This is a genomic window from Streptomyces sp. MGP-BFMKR1 (assembly GCF_057766585.1).
On sequence record NZ_CM173408.1, the window covers coordinates 4,805,167 to 4,821,252 of the forward strand.

Annotated in this window: 14 protein-coding genes and 1 pseudogene; 11 read left to right on the top strand and 4 right to left on the bottom strand. The window is 73.9% G+C overall.

The window, feature by feature from the left end; translation table 11 throughout:
* The first annotated feature begins 164 nt into the window (after nucleotides 1–164).
* Nucleotides 165–770 carry a GTP cyclohydrolase I FolE gene (gene folE, locus AC3CHW_RS18750; RefSeq protein WP_398608053.1) on the top strand — a complete coding sequence of 202 codons (606 nt, stop codon included), beginning with the start codon at nucleotides 165–167 and terminating at the stop codon, nucleotides 768–770.
* 71 nt (nucleotides 771–841) lie between these two features.
* On the opposite strand, the gene AC3CHW_RS18755 is transcribed toward folE, so the two are convergent.
* Nucleotides 842–1,984 carry an alpha/beta hydrolase gene (locus AC3CHW_RS18755; protein WP_488467216.1) on the bottom strand — a complete coding sequence of 381 codons (1,143 nt, stop codon included), beginning with the start codon at nucleotides 1,982–1,984 and terminating at the stop codon, nucleotides 842–844.
* A gap of 144 nt (nucleotides 1,985–2,128) precedes the next feature.
* Here AC3CHW_RS18755 and AC3CHW_RS18760 point away from each other — a divergent pair, with 144 nt between their 5' ends.
* The 6 genes from AC3CHW_RS18760 (at nucleotide 2,129) to AC3CHW_RS18785 (ending at nucleotide 7,767) form a co-directional block, all read left to right on the top strand.
* A complete protein-coding gene (locus tag AC3CHW_RS18760; RefSeq protein ID WP_488467217.1) occupies nucleotides 2,129–4,135 on the top strand; it encodes a phosphatidylglycerol lysyltransferase domain-containing protein in 2,007 nt (668 codons plus the stop codon).
* A gap of 63 nt (nucleotides 4,136–4,198) precedes the next feature.
* The gene (gene folP, locus AC3CHW_RS18765; RefSeq protein ID WP_449658107.1) at nucleotides 4,199–5,200 is read left to right on the top strand and encodes a dihydropteroate synthase; all 1,002 of its coding nucleotides are present in this window, start codon (nucleotides 4,199–4,201) and stop codon (nucleotides 5,198–5,200) included.
* Nucleotides 5,197–5,682, top strand: a complete 486-nt coding sequence (locus AC3CHW_RS18770) for a nuclear transport factor 2 family protein (RefSeq protein WP_176162498.1) — start codon at nucleotides 5,197–5,199, stop codon at nucleotides 5,680–5,682. Before folP ends, AC3CHW_RS18770 begins: the two co-directional genes overlap by 4 nt.
* Before the next feature lie 566 nt (nucleotides 5,683–6,248).
* Nucleotides 6,249–6,608 (top strand): dihydroneopterin aldolase, encoded by a 360-nt coding sequence (gene folB / locus AC3CHW_RS18775; protein WP_232544128.1) that lies wholly within the window; start codon nucleotides 6,249–6,251, stop codon nucleotides 6,606–6,608.
* Nucleotides 6,605–7,198 (top strand): 2-amino-4-hydroxy-6-hydroxymethyldihydropteridine diphosphokinase, encoded by a 594-nt coding sequence (folK, locus tag AC3CHW_RS18780; protein ID WP_176162496.1) that lies wholly within the window; start codon nucleotides 6,605–6,607, stop codon nucleotides 7,196–7,198. The genes folB and folK overlap by 4 nt, the downstream gene beginning before the upstream one ends.
* Nucleotides 7,199–7,278: 80 nt before the next feature.
* Nucleotides 7,279–7,767 carry a DUF3180 domain-containing protein gene (locus tag AC3CHW_RS18785; protein WP_176162495.1) on the top strand — a complete coding sequence of 163 codons (489 nt, stop codon included), beginning with the start codon at nucleotides 7,279–7,281 and terminating at the stop codon, nucleotides 7,765–7,767.
* 250 nt (nucleotides 7,768–8,017) lie between these two features.
* Here the strand turns inward: AC3CHW_RS18785 and AC3CHW_RS18790 are convergent, their stop codons facing one another.
* Nucleotides 8,018–9,178, bottom strand: a complete 1,161-nt coding sequence (locus AC3CHW_RS18790) for an ABC transporter ATP-binding protein (protein WP_459249595.1) — start codon at nucleotides 9,176–9,178, stop codon at nucleotides 8,018–8,020.
* 159 nt (nucleotides 9,179–9,337) lie between these two features.
* On the opposite strand from AC3CHW_RS18790, the gene AC3CHW_RS18795 reads away from it, so the two are divergent.
* The 4 genes and pseudogenes from AC3CHW_RS18795 to AC3CHW_RS18810 all read left to right on the top strand — a co-directional run bounded on the left by AC3CHW_RS18795 (nucleotide 9,338) and on the right by AC3CHW_RS18810 (nucleotide 13,329).
* Entirely contained in the window at nucleotides 9,338–10,078 is a 741-nt protein-coding gene (locus AC3CHW_RS18795; RefSeq protein ID WP_176162493.1) for an ABC transporter permease, read from the top strand.
* Between the two features lie 4 nt (nucleotides 10,079–10,082).
* A pseudogene (locus AC3CHW_RS18800) lies at nucleotides 10,083–10,655 on the top strand (ABC transporter permease); the annotation flags it as partial.
* Between the two features lie 141 nt (nucleotides 10,656–10,796).
* Nucleotides 10,797–11,768, top strand: coding sequence for an ABC transporter substrate-binding protein (locus tag AC3CHW_RS18805; protein ID WP_488471100.1), 972 nt, complete (start codon nucleotides 10,797–10,799; stop codon nucleotides 11,766–11,768).
* Between the two features lie 64 nt (nucleotides 11,769–11,832).
* Nucleotides 11,833–13,329, top strand: a complete 1,497-nt coding sequence (locus AC3CHW_RS18810) for a hypothetical protein (protein WP_488467218.1) — start codon at nucleotides 11,833–11,835, stop codon at nucleotides 13,327–13,329.
* An 88-nt stretch (nucleotides 13,330–13,417) separates the two neighbouring features.
* Here AC3CHW_RS18810 and AC3CHW_RS18815 read toward each other — a convergent pair whose 3' ends face one another.
* Together AC3CHW_RS18815 and AC3CHW_RS18820 are read right to left on the bottom strand one after the other, a co-directional pair.
* Nucleotides 13,418–14,560 carry an NADH-quinone oxidoreductase subunit D gene (locus AC3CHW_RS18815; protein ID WP_398608047.1) on the bottom strand — a complete coding sequence of 381 codons (1,143 nt, stop codon included), beginning with the start codon at nucleotides 14,558–14,560 and terminating at the stop codon, nucleotides 13,418–13,420.
* A 12-nt stretch (nucleotides 14,561–14,572) separates the two neighbouring features.
* Nucleotides 14,573–16,015, bottom strand: a complete 1,443-nt coding sequence (locus tag AC3CHW_RS18820; protein WP_488467219.1) for an SAM-dependent methyltransferase — start codon at nucleotides 16,013–16,015, stop codon at nucleotides 14,573–14,575.
* Nucleotides 16,016–16,086 lie beyond the last annotated feature (71 nt).

The following is a 16,086-nucleotide window of genomic DNA, read 5'->3' on the forward strand; positions in this document are numbered from 1 at the left end:
CCACGGCCCGGAATGTAGGCCGCGCCCCCCAGGTTCTAGCCTGGGGGGCGCGGCCTTTGGCGCGGAATGCGCGGGTGAGTCCCGCGTACGGCTGGATGGCTGTACGGCTATACGGCTGAATGGCGTCGGCAGCACCAGCACGAGCGAGGAACGAGGCAACGCCCATGACCGACCCGGTCACCCTGGACGGCGAGAGCACCATCGGCGAGTTCGATGAGAAGCGCGCCGAGAACGCGATCCGCGAGCTGTTGATCGCCGTCGGCGAGGACCCGGACCGCGAGGGGCTGCGGGAGACGCCGGGGCGGGTGGCCCGGGCGTACCGGGAGATATTCGCCGGGCTGTGGCAGGAGCCGGAGGAGGTGCTGACCACGACGTTCGACCTCGGCCACGACGAGATGGTGCTGGTCAAGGACATCGAGGTGTTCAGCACCTGCGAGCACCACCTGGTCCCGTTCCGTGGCGTGGCGCACGTCGGCTACATCCCGTCCAGCGACGGCAAGATCACCGGGCTGTCCAAGCTGGCCCGTCTGGTGGACGTCTTCGCGCGCCGCCCGCAGGTGCAGGAGCGGCTCACCACGCAGGTCGCGGACTCGCTGATGCGGATACTGGAGCCGCGCGGGGTGATCGTCGTCATCGAGTGCGAGCACATGTGCATGTCGATGCGCGGCATCCGCAAGCCGGGCGCGAAGACGCTGACCTCCGCCGTCCGTGGCCAACTGCGCGATTCGGCCACCCGCTCCGAGGCGATGAGCCTGATCATCGGCCGCTAGCCGAACCCGACCCCCGCCGCCGCGGGCCGGTGCGCCGCACGCCGGTGCGCCGGGGCCCGCGGCGCGGGGCGTCAGCGGGCGGGGGAGGCGGGGGCCACCAGGCGGCTGCCCATCCAGGTGAGGGTGGGGGCGACCTCGCGGCGCCAGGTGTTGAAGTTGTGGCCGCCGCTCTCCAGCAGGATCGAGGAGACCCGGGTCGGTTCGCCGGCCGCGTTCAGCCGCTTGACCTTGTCGATGAACCTCAGCGTGTCCTTGTAGTTGTGCTCGCCCTTCTTGCTGCTGGTGACCAGCAGGGACACCGGGGGCGCGGGCTTGTGGTCGAGCCGCCACATCAGGTCGTTCTCCCGCTTGAGCTGCTTGCTGCCGCCGAACAGGTCGCCCGTGGTGCGGTCGATGGGCGCCTCGTACGAGGGGGAGAGGCCGGCCCCGGCCGAGAACGCCTTCGGGTGGCGCATGGTCATCTTCAGCGCGCAGTAGCCGCCGGTCGAGTTGCCGATGACGCCCCAGCTCCGCGCGTCCCGGCCGGTGCGGTAGTGCGCCGATATCGCGTGCGGCAGGTCCTTGGTGAAGAACGTCTCGGTCTGCGGGCCGCGCGGCACGTCCACGCACTCGGTGTCCCGTGGCGGGGCGACCGTCGGCCGCAGCATGACGAGCACCATCGGCTGCATCTCGTCCCGCTTGACCAGCTTGTGCGCGGTCTGCGGGTACTTCAGGCCGTTGATCAGCGCCTCGGCGGTGCCGGGGTAGCCGGTGAGGACCACGGTCGCGGGGAAGACGCGGTCGGGCTCGCTGAAGTACTCGGGCGGCAGGTACACGTACGCCGGGCTGGCGATCCGGGACGTCGGGCCCTGCACGGTGACCTTCTCGATGCGCCCGCCGACGCTCGGCCGGTCGCCGCCGGGCACGTTGACCTTGCGGGTGCTGATGACCTTGACCCGCTTGTGGGCCGGCGTGTCGTGGTCCACGACCACGCCGGGGGTGTCCTCGGTGCCGAAGAGGTCGGCCCACGAACCGTAGAAGCCGAAGGTCTGGTTGGCGAACAGGCCGATCGCGCAGAACACCGAGACCTGGGTGGCCAGCAGCGTACCGACGCGGCCGAGGACGGCCCACGGGGTACGCCCGGCCAGCCTCGGCCACAGCCAGACGGTGGCGGCGAAGAACAGCACGGCCATGATGACGGCGATCGTCACGACCTTGTTGCTGGTGAGACCCATGGTGAGCTTTCTGCCGGGCGACCGGTCACCCGTGCCGCGGAATGAACCCCGTGCCGTAAATCACCGTCCTAGAGGGCGCGCAATTCGACCAAAGCTGTGAAACAGCGGGCAGCAGATCCTCTTGACAGGGGCGACGGGAAGTACATGTCTGCAAGGCAAGACGGTGAAGAGTCCACAGTGGTTGCCACCAGGCTGCGACGGGTGGCTCGGGGCCCTCGGCCCGAGACCATCCCCTCCGTGATCGGCACCGCCAGCGCACTGATCGGCCTGCTCGACATCGCCGCGGGCGTCTTTCCGCGCTTCCGCCACAGCAGGTTGCACGCGGTGGCGGAGATCCTGCCCGGCGCGGTGAGCCCGCTGGCCGCCGCCGCCTCGATCGTGGTGGGCGTGCTGCTCCTCATGCTCGCCCACGGCCTCAAGCGGCGCAAACGCCGGGCCTGGATCGCGGCGGCCGGCCTGCTGCCGGCGGGCGCCGCGGCCCAGATCGTCTACCGGCACTCCGTCGCCGGCGCGGTGTTGTCGCTGGTGCTGTTGGCGCTGCTGGTACGGCACCGGGGCGAGTTCGCCGCGCTGCCCGACCCGCGCACCCGGTGGAAGGCGCTGGTCAACTTCGTCGTCCTCGGCGGGGCGAGCCTCGGGCTCGGCCTGGTCATCGTCGGCTCGCACCCGGGCAAGGTCATCGGCTCGCCGTCGTTCGCGGACCGCTGCCAGCACGTGCTGTGGGGCCTCTTCGGCTTCGAGGGCCCGGTGCGCTACACGGGCGACGTCAGCTACACGGTCGGCTACTCGCTGGGCGCCCTCGGCCTGCTGACCGTGGTGACCACCGCGTATCTGGCCTTCCGCCCCGAGCAGCCGGCCGCCCGGCTGACCGCCGAGGACGAGGAGCGGTTGCGGGAGCTGCTGGCCCGGCACGGCGGCCGGGACTCGCTGGGCCACTTCGCGCTGCGCCGCGACAAGGCCGTGGTCTTCTCGCCCAGCGGCAAGGCCGCCGTCTGCTACCGGGTGGTGTCCGGCGTGATGCTCGCCAGCGGCGACCCGGTCGGCGACGTGGAGGCGTGGCCGGGCGCCATCGAACGCTTCATGGCCGAGGCCAGGGCGCACTCGTGGACGCCCGCGGTGATGGGGTGCAGCGAGACCGGCGGCCAGGTGTGGACCCGCGAGTCGGGCCTGGACGCGCTGGAGCTCGGCGACGAGGCCATCGTGGACGTGGCCGACTTCACGCTCAGCGGGCGCTCGATGCGCAACGTGCGGCAGATGGTCGGACGCATCCAGCGGGGCGGCTACGAGACCCGGGTGCGGCGGGTGCGCGACCTCGACCCCGGCGAGCTGGAGCGCGTCCAGCGGGCGGCGGCCGACTGGCGCGGCACCGACACCGAGCGCGGCTTCTCCATGGCGCTCGGCCGGATCGGCGACCCCGCCGACGGCGACGCGGTGATCGCCACGGCGCACCGGCCCGACGCGGACCCCGGGGCCGAGGGGGCGGACGCCGGCCCGTACGGGGACCTGAAGGCCGTGCTGCACTTCGTCCCGTGGGGCCGCGACGGCATGTCCCTTGAGCTGATGCGCCGCGACCGGTCCGCCGATCCGGGCATGAACGAACTGCTCATCGTGGCCTCCCTGCAGGCCGCGCCGAAGCTGGGGGTGCAGCGGGTCTCGCTCAACTTCGCGATGTTCCGCTCGGCTCTGGCGCGCGGCGAGAAGCTGGGCGCCGGGCCGGTGCTGCGCGGCTGGTGCGGGCTGCTGCTGTTCCTGTCGCGCTGGTTCCAGATCGAGTCGCTGTACAAGTTCAACGCGAAGTTCCAGCCGCGCTGGGAGCCGCGCTTCGTGGTCTTCCGCAACACCCGTGACCTGCCGCGCATCGGCCTCGCCGCGATGCAGGCCGAGGGCTTCGTCTCGCTGTCGCTGCCGCGCCCCGGATGGTGGCGGCGTGGTTCCGGTTCGACCCCGGGCGGCGGCTCGCCCGCGAGCGGTCGCGCGGCCCGCCCCGCCGCTGGCCCCGGGGCCAGCGGGGAGTGTTCGGGCGCCGCGGACGCCGCCCGGGTGGGCGGGGCCGGCGCGTCCGCCGGGCGCGCGAGGCCCGGCCGCGCCGGCGCGGCCGACGGGTCGGGCGTGCCGGTGGGCGCCGGCGCCTCGCGGGCCGTCCCGAGCTAGCCCGCGCCGGCCCGGCGGGCGCCGCCCGGAGGCCGGCCGGGAGGGGCCGCCTAGGCTGGAGGCATGAGTACGTTGCGTGATGGCGGTGGGCGGGTGGGTCGCGGCGGCCTGGTCGGGCTGCCCGAGTGGGACCGGTGCGCCGTGATGGGCGTGGTGAACGTGACGCCGGACTCCTTCTCGGACGGCGGCCAGTGGTTCGACACCGAGCTGGCCGTCAAGCACGGTCTCGACCTGGTGGCCAGCGGCGCCGACCTGGTGGACGTGGGCGGCGAGTCCACCCGCCCGGGCGCGGCCCGCGTCGACGAGGCGGAGGAGCTGCGCCGGGTGGTGCCCGTCGTGCGGGAGCTGGCCGGCGCCGGCGCCGTCGTCAGCGTGGACACCATGCGCGCGTCGGTCGCCGAACTCGCCGTGCAGGCCGGCGCCGCGCTGGTCAACGACGTGAGCGGCGGCGCTGCCGACCCCGCGATGGTGCCGGTGGTCGCCGCGGCCGGGGTGCCGTTCGTCGTCATGCACTGGCGCGGGCAGTCCATCGACATGAATAACCGGGCCGTTTACGGGGACGTGGTCGGCGAGGTCGTGGCCGAACTGGAGGAGAGCCTGGAGCGCGCGGTGGCCGGCGGTATCGAGCCCGACCGCATCGTCCTCGACCCGGGCCTCGGTTTCGCGAAGAACGCCGACCACGACCTGGCGCTGGTGGCCAACCTGGGCCGGCTGCGCGCGCTCGGTCGGCCGCTGCTGGTGGCCGCCTCGCGCAAGCGGTTCCTCGGCCGGGTGCTGGCCGGCGGCGCCGGCAGCCCGCCGCCGGCGCGCGAGCGGGACGCGGCGACGGCCGCGGTCTCGGCCATCGCCGCCCGCGAGGGCGCCTGGGCGGTGCGGGTACACGAGGTGCGGGCCAGCGCGGACGCGGTGCGGGTCGCCCGGGCGATCGAGAGCGCGGCGCGCGGCGCGGAAGCGGCCGGGGGCGCGGGGCACGGAACGGAGACGGAGCGGGCAGGGGCAGACGGGACGTGCGAGGCGAGCGAGGCAGGTGGGGTCGGCGTGGCCAACGCAGAGGGAGCGGTGTGACTTCCCGTACGGACAACGAACTGGTGGAACGGGCGAACACCGCCCTGTACGAGGCGATGGAGCGCGGCGACGCGGCGGCCCTCGGCGCGATGTGGCTGGACGGCGACGTGAGTTGCGTCCACCCGGGGTGGCCGGTGCTGCGCGGGCGGAGCGAGGTGCTCCGCTCGTACGCGCTGATCATGGCGAACACGGAGTACATCCAGTTCTTCCTGACCGACGTCGAGGTGTCCGTGCTCGGCGACACCGCGCTGGTCACCTGTACGGAGAACATCCTCAGCGGCGGCCCGGCCGAGGAGGAGGGCACGCTCGGCCCGCTGGTGGGGCAACTCGTCGTGGCGACGAACGTGTTCCGGCGCAGCGGGGACGACTGGAAGGTCTGGTCCCACCACGGCTCGCCGGTGCTGGCCGAGCGGGACGACGAGGACGCGGACACGCCCCCCGACGACGGCATCGGCGGCAGCCCGGCGGGCCTGGGCGACTGAGCCCGCGACAACGCACCGCGACCACGCACCACGCGGCCCGGGTCCCCACGGGGGGCCCGGGCCGTGCCGTGTCCCGTGCCGTGTCCGGGCCTGCCTGCCGCCGCGAGCGGCCGGGCCCGGACACGGCACGGCCGTCGCGGAGGCGCGGAGGGCCCCGTACGCCTCCCGTACCCCTGGCTCACGCGTCGCGTACGCCCGCCGGACGCGCGCCGGACGCACCCTGGACGCCAACCGGACCCGGCTCCGGGCAGCCCGGCGCGCGGGCGTACGGGCCGGCCGGGATGCCGACAGGGCGTCGGCGCGGGGCCCGTCAGCGCGGCGTGCTGGGTCACTCGTTCGAGCTGCGTGACGGGAGGGTAGGGAGTGGGGGCACGGAGGACGGTCGGCGTGCTGGCGATGGCCGCCTAGCAGTTGGATGCCGTGCTGTCCATAGCCCCCGAGGGCGGGCGCTGTCGGCGCTCGCAGGTAGATTCGATAACGGGGGTGTGACAGCCCCAGGCAGGGAGGATGGCGCGCCGGCCGTGGTCGGTGCCCGTCCGCTCCGACGACCAGCAGGAGTGATTCGTGTGGATCGTGTCGCGCTGCGCGGCCTGACGGCCCGTGGGCACCACGGCGTGTTCCCCGAGGAGCGCGCGAAGGGCCAGACCTTCGTCGTGGACCTGGTGCTCGGCCTGGACACGCGTCCGGCGGCGGCCGACGACGACCTCACGAAGACCGTGCACTACGGGGTCGTGGCCGAGGAGGTCGTGGCCGTGGTGGCGGGGGAGCCGGTGGACCTGATCGAGACGCTCGCCGAGCGGATCGCCCAGAAGTGCCTGGAGCACGCGGCGGTGCGCGAGGTCGAGGTCGTCGTGCACAAGCCGGAAGCCCCGATCACCGTTCCCTTTGACGACGTGACCATTACCATCACGCGGAGCCGAGTATGAGCAGCAGCGACCCGACCGTGCAGCCCGTCCCCTCCTCCGTGGTGGAACAGGTGGACGCCGCCGATGTGACCCTGTCCAACCCGAAGTGGGCGGTGATCTCGCTCGGCAGCAACCTGGGCAACCGCCTGGAGACCCTGCAGGGCGCGGTCGACGCCCTGGAGGACACGCCCGGCCTGCGCGTCAAGGCGGTGTCGCCGGTCTACGAGACCGAGCCGTGGGGCGTGGAGCCGGGGGCGCAGCCCACGTACTTCAACGCCGTCGTGCTGGTCAGGACCACCCTGCCCCCGACCTCGCTGCTCGATCGTGGCCAGGCCCTTGAGGAGGCGTTCGAGCGGGTGCGGGACGAGCGCTGGGGACCGCGCACACTGGACGTGGACATCGTGTCCTACCAGGACGTCGTCTCCGACGACCCGGTGCTCACGCTTCCGCACCCGCGCTGCCACGAGCGCGCCTTCGTTCTCGTACCGTGGCACGACGTGGAGCCGGAGGCGGTCGTTCCGGGGCGCGGACCGGTCGCCGAACTGCTGGCGCGGGTGGATCGTGGCGGTGTGGTGCCGCGCGTCGACCTGGAACTGCGGCTGCCTGAGTAGGCGTTGAGGTAGCTGGTGCCGCGTGCGAACGGCGGCGCCGGTGGAAGGGCGGTAGAGCGACGATGAGGGGCGACCACTCGGTGAGGCAACTTCGGATCGGGGTACTGGTCGGGCTCTTCGTCGTGGCCGGTGTGCTGTCGTGGGCGGGCGCCCGGCTGTGGGACTCCCTCGGCACCCTGCCGAGCGTGCCGCTGGCGGCCCCCATCGTGCTGGCGCTGATCGCCGTGGTGCTGGGCGCGACGGCCCTGTCGATGCGCTCCCGGCTCCAGGCCCAGCGCGAGCGGCGGCCCGGCGCGAAGGGCGTCGACCCGCTGGTGGCGGCCCGGGCGGTGGTCTTCGGCCAGGCCAGCGCCCTGGTGGCGGCGCTGGTCTCGGGGATGTACGGCGGCGTCGGCCTGTTCCTGCTGCTCAACGAACTCGACGTGCCGGCCCGCCGCGACCAGGCGATCTACGCCGCCGCTTCGGTGGTCGCCGGGGCGGCCGTGGTCGCGGTGGCGTTCTTCCTGGAGCGTGTCCTGAAGCTCCCGGAGGACGACGACACCGACCCGCGCGGCGCGGCCCGGGCCTGACGCCCCTCGGGTGACGCCCCTCGGGCCGGCTGCGGCCCCGCCGGCCGCGCCTTCGCCTGTTCGCGGCCCCGCGCGGACCGGAGCCCGGCCTGGGCCCGGCCCGCGCGGGGCCGCGAACCGCGCGGGTCTGGGCCCGGCCCGCGCGGGCGCCGTACGCCCCGCTCGTCACCCGGCCCGCCCACAGGTCCGCCAGGCTCACCAGGGTCGGCAGGCCGGCCAGGGCCACCCGGTTCGCCAGGCCCGCCAGGGCCTACGCGTCGGCGACGGTCTGGAGTTCGACGTCCGAGCGCGCGATGTCCTGGGCGTCCGCGTCGATGGAGCGACGCAGGGCCTCGTGCAGCTTGGCCGGGGTGAGGACGCCGAGGAAGCGGTCGCCGTCCAGGACCGCGATCCAGCCCGCGTCGTGCTGGAGCATGGTGCTGAACGCCCGCTTGAGCGAGGAGCCGACCGGGAGCCACGCCTCCATCCGGCGGGCGTGCTCCCCCACGGTCCCCTCGCCGGCCGTGGCCGCCGCGTCGGCCACGATCCAGCCGTGCAGATTGTCCTGGTCGTCCAGGACGACCGCCCACCGCGCGCCCTCGGCCGCGAGCCGGGCCGCGGCCTTCGGCAGCGGGTCCGTCAGGTGCACGATCGGCGGCTGCTCCAGGTCGCCCGGCTCGATCGGGGTGACCGTGAGCCGCTTGAGGCCGCGGTCGGCGCCGACGAAGTCGGCCACGTACGGCGTGGCGGGCGAGCCGAGCACCGCGGCCGGGGCGTCGAACTGCTCGATTCGCCCCGCGCCGTAGACCGCGATCCGGTCGCCGAGCCGCACCGCCTCCTCGATGTCGTGCGTGACGAACAGCACCGTCTTGCGCACCTGCGCCTGGAGCCGCAGGAACTCGTTCTGCAGGTGCTCGCGCACGACCGGGTCCACCGCGCCGAACGGCTCGTCCATCAACAGCACCGGCGGGTCGGCCGCGAGCGCGCGGGCCACGCCGACGCGCTGGCGCTGGCCGCCGGAGAGCTGGTCGGGGTAGCGGTCGCCGTACACCGACGGGTCGAGGCCGACCAGGTCGAGCAGTTCCGCGGCCCGCTCGCCGGCCTTGCCGCGCTGCCAGCCGAGCAGGTGCGGCACGGTGGCCGTGTTCTCCAGGACGGTCTTGTGCGGGAAGAGGCCGACCTGCTGGATGACGTAGCCGATCCGGCGCCTGAGCTGGACCGGGTCGATCGTCGCGATGTCCTCGCCGTCCAGGAAGATCTGCCCGCTGGACGGCTCGATGAGCCGGTTGACCATCTTCATCGTGGTGGTCTTGCCACACCCCGACGGCCCGACGAGCGTGACCAGCTCCCCCTCCGCGACCTCGAAGGACAGGTCGGCGACCGCGGTGGTGCCATCGGCGTAACGCTTGCTGACGTGCTCGAAGCGGATCATGGGTCCCCATTGTCGCCGTAGTCGTTGAAGAACATATTGCGCTCTCGTGGCGGTCTGGCTCGATTGTCAGTGCCCGGGGTTAGGGTCGCCAGGCATGGGACCGGCGCGGGCGGGACGCGCGGGGCATGGGACCGGCACGGGCGGGGGAGGTAGGCGGTCATGAGTGCGAAGGGCTGTCTCGCGGCGAACGAGTGGATCTGCGGCGAGTACGTGCGGACGCGGAGCCAGGAGCTCACGGACGCGACGGTGCAACACGTGTGGATCACCGCGGTCTCCGTGGCCATCGGGCTGCTCGTGGCGTTCCCGCTGGCGCTGCTCGCCCGCCGTTGGCGGGCCGCGGCCGGCCCGGTGCTCGGCCTGACGACGGTGCTGTACACGGTCCCGTCGCTGGCCATGTTCGCGCTGCTGATGCCGGTGTTCGGGGTCTCGGCGGCGGTGGTGGTCACCGGCCTCGTGCTGTATTCGCTCACCATCCTGGTGCGCAACATCCTGGCCGGCCTCGAGTCGGTGCCGGCCGACGCGCGCGAGGCGGCGCGCGGCATGGGGTACGGGCAGGGTCGGCTGCTCTTCGAGGTGGAGCTGCCGCTCGCGCTGCCCGCGCTGATGGCGGGCGTGCGGATCGTGACGGTCTCCACCATCTCGCTGACCACGGTCGGCGCGATCGTCGGCTTCGGCGGCCTGGGCAACCTCATCTACGACGGCATGGACAGCTTTTTCAAGGCCCAGGTGCTCACGGCGTCCGCCATCTGCGTCGCCCTCGCGATCGTCGCCGACGTGCTGCTGCTCGGCGTGCAGAAGCTGCTGACGCCCTGGAACCGGGCCCGGGCCCGGGACGCCGGCGGCCGGACCGGCAGGCGGAACGGGACCCGGCGCGTGGCGCGCGCCGCGAAGGCGGGCTGAGGACATGGACGAGATCACCGGTGCCTGGGACTGGCTGACGACCGGCGCCAACTGGGCGGGCACCAGCGGCGTGTGGCACCGCCTGGGCGAGCACCTGTACCTCACCCTGGTGTGCCTGGCCATCTCCTGCGCCATCGCGCTGCCCGTCGCGCTCTACCTGGGCCACATCGGCAAGGGCGGCGCGCTCGCGGTCAACATCTCCAACGCCGGCCGCGCGGTGCCCACCTTCGCCGTGCTCGTGGTGCTGATGCTGACGCCGCTGGGCAAGCACGGGGACGTGCCGACCCTCATCGCCCTGGTGCTGTTCGCGGTGCCGCCGCTGCTGACCAACGCGTACGTCGGGATGCGCGAGGCCGACCAGGACGTGGTCGAGGCGGCGCGCGGCATGGGCATGTCCGGCTGGCAGTTGCTGGGCCGGGTCGAGCTGCCGCTCGCCTTCCCGCTGATCATGACGGGGCTGCGGACGGCCGCCGTGCAGGTGGTGGCGACCACGACGCTGGCGGCGCTGCCCGGCGGCGGCGGACTCGGCCGCATCATCACGGCCGGCTTCAACACGTACAACACCGGCCAGGTGGTCGCCGGCGCGGTCCTGGTGGCGGGGCTCGCGCTGCTGGTCGAGGGCGTGTTGGTGATCGCCGAGCGGCTGCTGAGCCCGCTGCCGGCGGCGGTCCGCGCGGCCAGGCGGCGCGCGGAGCGCGAGCGGCGCGCGGAGGACCGGGTGGCCCCGGCGACGGCGGTGAAGTTCGCCGCGGGCGGCACGGCCGCGATCGTCGCGCTCGCCGCGGTCGTCATCGGGTACGGCGGCAGGAGCCTGGAGGACTCCTCCGCCAGGGGCGGCGGCGGCAAGGGTTCGGTGGTGGTCGGCGCGGCCGGCTTCACCGAGTTCAAGATCATGGCCGAGCTGTACGCCCAGATACTGGACGACGCCGGCTTCTCCGCCTCGATCCAGCCACTCAAGGCCCGCGAGCTGTACGAGCCGGCGCTGGAGAAGGGCCAGATCGACGTGGCCCCTGAATACGCCGCCACGCTCGCCGAATTCCTCAACGCCAAGGAGAACGGCCCCGACGCGCCGGCGAAGAATCCCGTCGCCTCGGACGACACGGACAAGACCGTCGCGGCGTTGAAGAAGCTCGCCGAACCGCGCGGACTCAAGGTGCTTTCCGCCGGCGACGCCATCGACCAGAACGCGTTCGCGGTGACCAAGGAGTTCGCCGAGAAGCACGATCTGACCACCCTCTCGGATCTCGGCGCGTCCAAACTCAAGATCAAATTGGCCGCGGGTGACGAATGCGGCCAGCGCCCGTTCTGCTCGCCCGGACTGAAGAAGACGTACGGCATCAATGTCACCGACATCGACCCCAAGGGCGTGGGCACGGTGCAGTCGAAGCAGGCGGTCAAGGACGGCACCGACGACATGCTGCTGACCACGACGACGGACGCCACACTGGAGGACTTCGGCCTCGTTCTGCTGGAGGACGACAAGGGCCTGCAAAACGCCGACAACGTCCTTCCCGTCGTCAACGCGAAGGACGCCGGCGGGGCCAAGTTGGAAGCCGTACTCGACAAGCTCACCCGGGTTCTGACGACCCAGGACCTGGCCGACATGAACCGCGCGGTGGACGCCGATCGGGAGAAGCCCGCGGATGTCGCCAAGGACTACCTGAAGAAGAAGGGATTGCTGAGTAAGTAACCGGGAGGGAACAGATCGCGGGGCGGGCAGCGCGACGCGACGTACGCACGGTAAGTTTCAGGCCATGCCACGTGGACGCCATCGTCATTCCCTGCCTCTGCACCGGCTGCTCCCACCGCTGGCCGTCGCGGGTGTGTCAACCGCCTGCGCCGCGGCTGCGTGGCTCGTCGGTGAACCCCTGCTGGTCCGCTCGTTGGCCACGGTCGCGGCGGTGGCCGCGATCGTCGGCGCCGTGCTGCTGCGCCGCTGGGACAGCGCGGCGGACAAGCGCCTCGCGGACCTGAACCGCGCCCGGCTGCGCGACGAGTGGCGGACCGAGGAACGCGTGGCGGAACTGGAGGCGGACGCCGAGCGGGCCCGTGGCGCGCGCACCAAGCTGGACGCGAAGCTGCGCGCCAAGCGCGCCGAACTCGCCCGGTTGCGCAACGAGCACGCCGCGCTGCTCCGCCGGTACGCCACCGCCGAGACCGAGCGGGCCCGGACGCTGGAGGAGCGCCGCCGCCTCGCCCTTGGCACCCCGTCAGCCACCGCCGTCGCGCCGGACGGTGACGTGGTGGAGACCCCGGGGGCCGCGGTGGCCGCCGCGGCCGTGGCCGCCGCGCGCGGCGCCCGGGCCGACGCCGCCCGGCCGGCCGCCGGTCGGCAGCGGGCAGCCGCGACCGGTGGGGTACCGACGATGCGGCTCACCGGCCTCCTCCAGCCCGCCGTGTACGAGCGGGCCGCCGCGGCCCTGCGCGACCTCGCCCGCAACGCGGCCGAGCAGCGCGCGACCGTCGCGGCGACGGCTGACGCCGCGACGGATGGCGCGGTGACGGCTGACGTCACGACGGCTGACGCGGCGACGGGTGCCACGGCGGCCGGTGCCACGGTGGCCGCCGAGCCGGTCGAGCAGGCGGTGCCGGCGGAGCCGGCCGGGCGCGTGGAGGCCGGCTCGGGTGTCGCCCCCGGCCTGACGACGGCGGCGCGGGCCACGGCGGACGCCGTGGCGGAGGGCGAGACCGGCGCGGAAGCCACTGACGTGGCCGCCGATGTCGCCGCCGAGTCGGACGCCGACCCGGCCGTGGCTCCCACTGCCGCCGCGGACGACGCCGCCGACCGGAACGCCGTACGGGACACGCGGGCCGCCGAGGCCACCGAAGCCGCCGAGCACGGTCGGGCCGATGGCGTGGCCGGGCTCGCGGGGCCCGCCACGGCTCCGATCGCCGCGGCCGTGGTGCCGCAGCCGGCGCAGCCCGCCCCGCAGTGGCGCCCGGCGTCGCGGGTCGTCGGCGGCTTCGACTTCTTCGGCAACGCGTCGGGGGCGCCCGCCGCCCGCCGTGCCGACGCGCTGGAGGACGATCTCGCGGACGTGGTCGGCGCCGAGGCCGTCGCCGACCACGCGGCGCACGCACGGGGCGCCCACCAGGCGCGGCACGCCCAGGACACCCAGGACACCCAGGACACCCAGGACGCGACCACTGTCAGCGCGCAGGACGCCGCGGACGACCGGGTCATCGACCTGACCGCGCACGACGAGACCGAGCAGATCGACCTGGCCGAGCTGCGCGGCGCCATCTCGTAACCGCGCCGAGCGGCGCGCGCCGCGCGCGGAGAGCGTTCGGACAGCACGAAAGGGGCCCCGTGGCGGGGCCCCTTTCGGGTGTTTCCGGCTACTTGTCGATGTCGCCGACGACGAAGAACAGCGAACCGAGGATGGAGACCATGTCGGCGACCAGCGTGCCGGGCAGCAGCTCCGTCAGCGCCTGGATGTTGTTGAACGAGGCGGAGCGGAGCTTGAGCCGGTACGGGGTCTTCTCGCCCTTGGAGACCAGGTAGTAGCCGTTGAGGCCGAGCGGGTTCTCGGTCCAGGCGTACGTGTGGCCCTCGGGGGCCTTGAGCACCTTGGGCAGCCGCTGGTTGATCGGGCCCGGCGGGAGGTCGGCGATCCGGTCGAGGCAGGCTTCGGCGAGGTCGAGCGAGTTGTGCGTCTGGTCGAGCAGGCACTCGAAGCGGGCCAGGCAGTCGCCCTCGGTCCGGGTGACGACGCGCAGCGTGTCGCGCAGCTGCCCGTACGCGAGGTACGGCTCGTCCCGGCGGAGGTCGAAGTCGACGCCGGAGGCGCGGGCGATCGGGCCGCTGACCCCGTACGCGTGCACGGCCCGCGCGGACAGCACGCCCACGTCGCGGGTGCGGCCACGGAAGATCTCGTTGCCGAGGACGAGGTTGTCGTACACGTCCATCCGGGACTGGGCCTCGGTCACCGCGGCGCGGGCGCGGCCGAGCCAGCCGGCGGGCAGGTCCTCCTTGAGGCCGCCGACGCGGTTGTACATGAAGTGCATCCGGCCGCCGGAGATCTCCTCCATCACGGCCTGGAGCTGCTCCCGCTCGTGGAAGGCGTGGAAGACGGGCGTGATGCCGCCGAGTTCCAGCGGGTAGGAGCCGAGGAACATCAGGTGGTTGAGGACCCGGTTCAGCTCGGCGAGCAGGGTGCGGGTCCACACGGCGCGCTCGGGCACCTCCATGCCGAGCATCCGCTCCACGGCGAGCACCACGCCCAGCTCGTTGGAGAACGCGGAGAGCCAGTCGTGCCGGTTGGCGAGCATGATGATCTGGCGGTAGTCGCGCGCCTCGAAGAGTTTCTCGGCGCCCCGGTGCATGTAGCCGATGACCGGTTCGGCCCGCTCGATCCGCTCGCCGTCGATCACCAGCCGCAGTCGCAGCACGCCGTGCGTGGACGGGTGCTGCGGCCCGATGTTGAGCACCATGTCGGTGCTCTCCGCCGCCCCGCCGATGCCGACTGTCGTCTCCGTCATGGGCCCAGTCTCTCAGCTCGCCCGTGGCGGCCCGGACCCGTCCCGGGGCGGGATCGGGAGGATGTCGGCGACGGCCACGGGGCCCACCGGTTGGCACAGCCAGCGGAAGTCGCCGAGCCCGGCGGGGTCGGTCAGCTCGGCCGCCTCGCCGGCCAGGCTCAGGGCCCGCAGGTAGCCGGCGGGATCGGTGCTGGCCCGCGTCAACGGTGGCCGCCGCCCCGTGAGGCCGAGCGCGCGCAGGGCGTCCCGCTGGGTGTGCAGCACGGGGGTCCCCGCGCGCGCCGCCCGCGCGCCCGCCGCCGCGCACGCGTCCAGCGCGACGTGGGAGGTCAGGTCGCACGAGCCGTCCGGCACGGGGCGCACCTCGCGGCCGTCGCGGAAGCCGGTGAGGGTGCCGTACGGGGGGCGGGACGCGCGGGTGTGGGCGTAGTCGACGGCGACCGCGAGACCGGCGCGGAGGGTGCGTACGGCACGCGCCCAGGCGGCGTCCCGGGGCGCGCCCACCTCGGCCCGCGACCCGGGCTCGGCCCGCGGCCCCGAACCGTCGTCCCGTACGGGCGCGGTCCCGGGCCCGTCGTCCCGTACGGGGTCGGCGTCCAGCCCGGGGTCGGGCTCGGTGTCCCTCCCGGGGTCGGGGTCGGCGTCCGGACCCGTCTCGGTCGCCCGTGGCCACGGCCACCAGTCGGCCAGCCAGGCGGCGTCGGCCGGCGGGACCGGGGCGCCCAGCTCCTCGGTGCCGTCCGGGGCCACCCGTACCTGTCGCGGCACGCCGTCCGGGTCCACCTCGACCACGTCCACCGGCACGTTGTCCAGCCACTCGTTGGCGATCAGCAGGCCGGTCAGCGAGCCGGGCGCGGGCAGGTCGTCGCGCCACTCGACGCGCGGGTCGAGCCCGGCCGGCCGCTGCGCGCGCTCGACGGCGCACGGGCGCAGCCGGGCCACGAGGTCGCCAGCGTCCGCGCCGGAGCGCTCACCGGCGCCCCGCTGGCCGGGTGTGGTCAGCGCGTCCAGTACGCCGGTGAGGAGTTCGCCGCGGCCGGCGCCGATGTCGAGCAGGGCGAGTTCGGCGGGGTGGCCCAGGGCCGCGTCCACCCGGGTCAGCAGCGTGGCGACGGCCCGCACGTACAGCGGCGAGGCGTGCACGGAGGTGCGGAAGTGGCCGGCCGGGCCCTCGGGGCGGTGGTAGAAGCCGCCCGGCCCGTACAGCGCCCGTTCGGTGGCGGCCCGCCAGCCCGTACGCCCGGATGGCGCACCCGGCGGGGGCGGGCTCGACGGCGCCCGGCCGCCCGCGCCCGCCGGCCCGGTGCCGTCGTCCCCGTGGGTCCCCTCGGCCCCCTCGGCCCCCTCGGCCCTCTTGGTCCCCTTGGCCTCGTTGGTCTCGCTCACCCCGCTGACCCCGTTGGCCGTGCCGGCTTCGTCGGTCCCGTCGCCGGCCGTTCCGGGTCCCCGCGTCATGCCGCTGCCCTCCACCGGTGCTCCCGTCTTCCTCTTCGGCTGTCGTCCCGCCGGCCGACCGGCCCGGCACG

Coding starts and splice junctions, on each gene's coding strand:
- folE (WP_398608053.1), top strand. CDS start 165: ATGACCGACCCGGTCACCCTGGACGGCGAGAGCACCATCGGCGAGTTC.
- folP (WP_449658107.1), top strand. CDS start 4,199: ATGAGTACGTTGCGTGATGGCGGTGGGCGGGTGGGTCGCGGCGGCCTG.
- AC3CHW_RS18810 (WP_488467218.1), top strand. CDS start 11,833: ATGCCACGTGGACGCCATCGTCATTCCCTGCCTCTGCACCGGCTGCTC.
- folK (WP_176162496.1), top strand. CDS start 6,605: ATGAGCAGCAGCGACCCGACCGTGCAGCCCGTCCCCTCCTCCGTGGTG.
- AC3CHW_RS18820 (WP_488467219.1), bottom strand. CDS start 16,015: ATGACGCGGGGACCCGGAACGGCCGGCGACGGGACCGACGAAGCCGGC.
- AC3CHW_RS18755 (WP_488467216.1), bottom strand. CDS start 1,984: ATGGGTCTCACCAGCAACAAGGTCGTGACGATCGCCGTCATCATGGCC.
- AC3CHW_RS18790 (WP_459249595.1), bottom strand. CDS start 9,178: ATGATCCGCTTCGAGCACGTCAGCAAGCGTTACGCCGATGGCACCACC.
- AC3CHW_RS18795 (WP_176162493.1), top strand. CDS start 9,338: ATGAGTGCGAAGGGCTGTCTCGCGGCGAACGAGTGGATCTGCGGCGAG.
- AC3CHW_RS18815 (WP_398608047.1), bottom strand. CDS start 14,560: ATGACGGAGACGACAGTCGGCATCGGCGGGGCGGCGGAGAGCACCGAC.
- AC3CHW_RS18760 (WP_488467217.1), top strand. CDS start 2,129: ATGTCTGCAAGGCAAGACGGTGAAGAGTCCACAGTGGTTGCCACCAGG.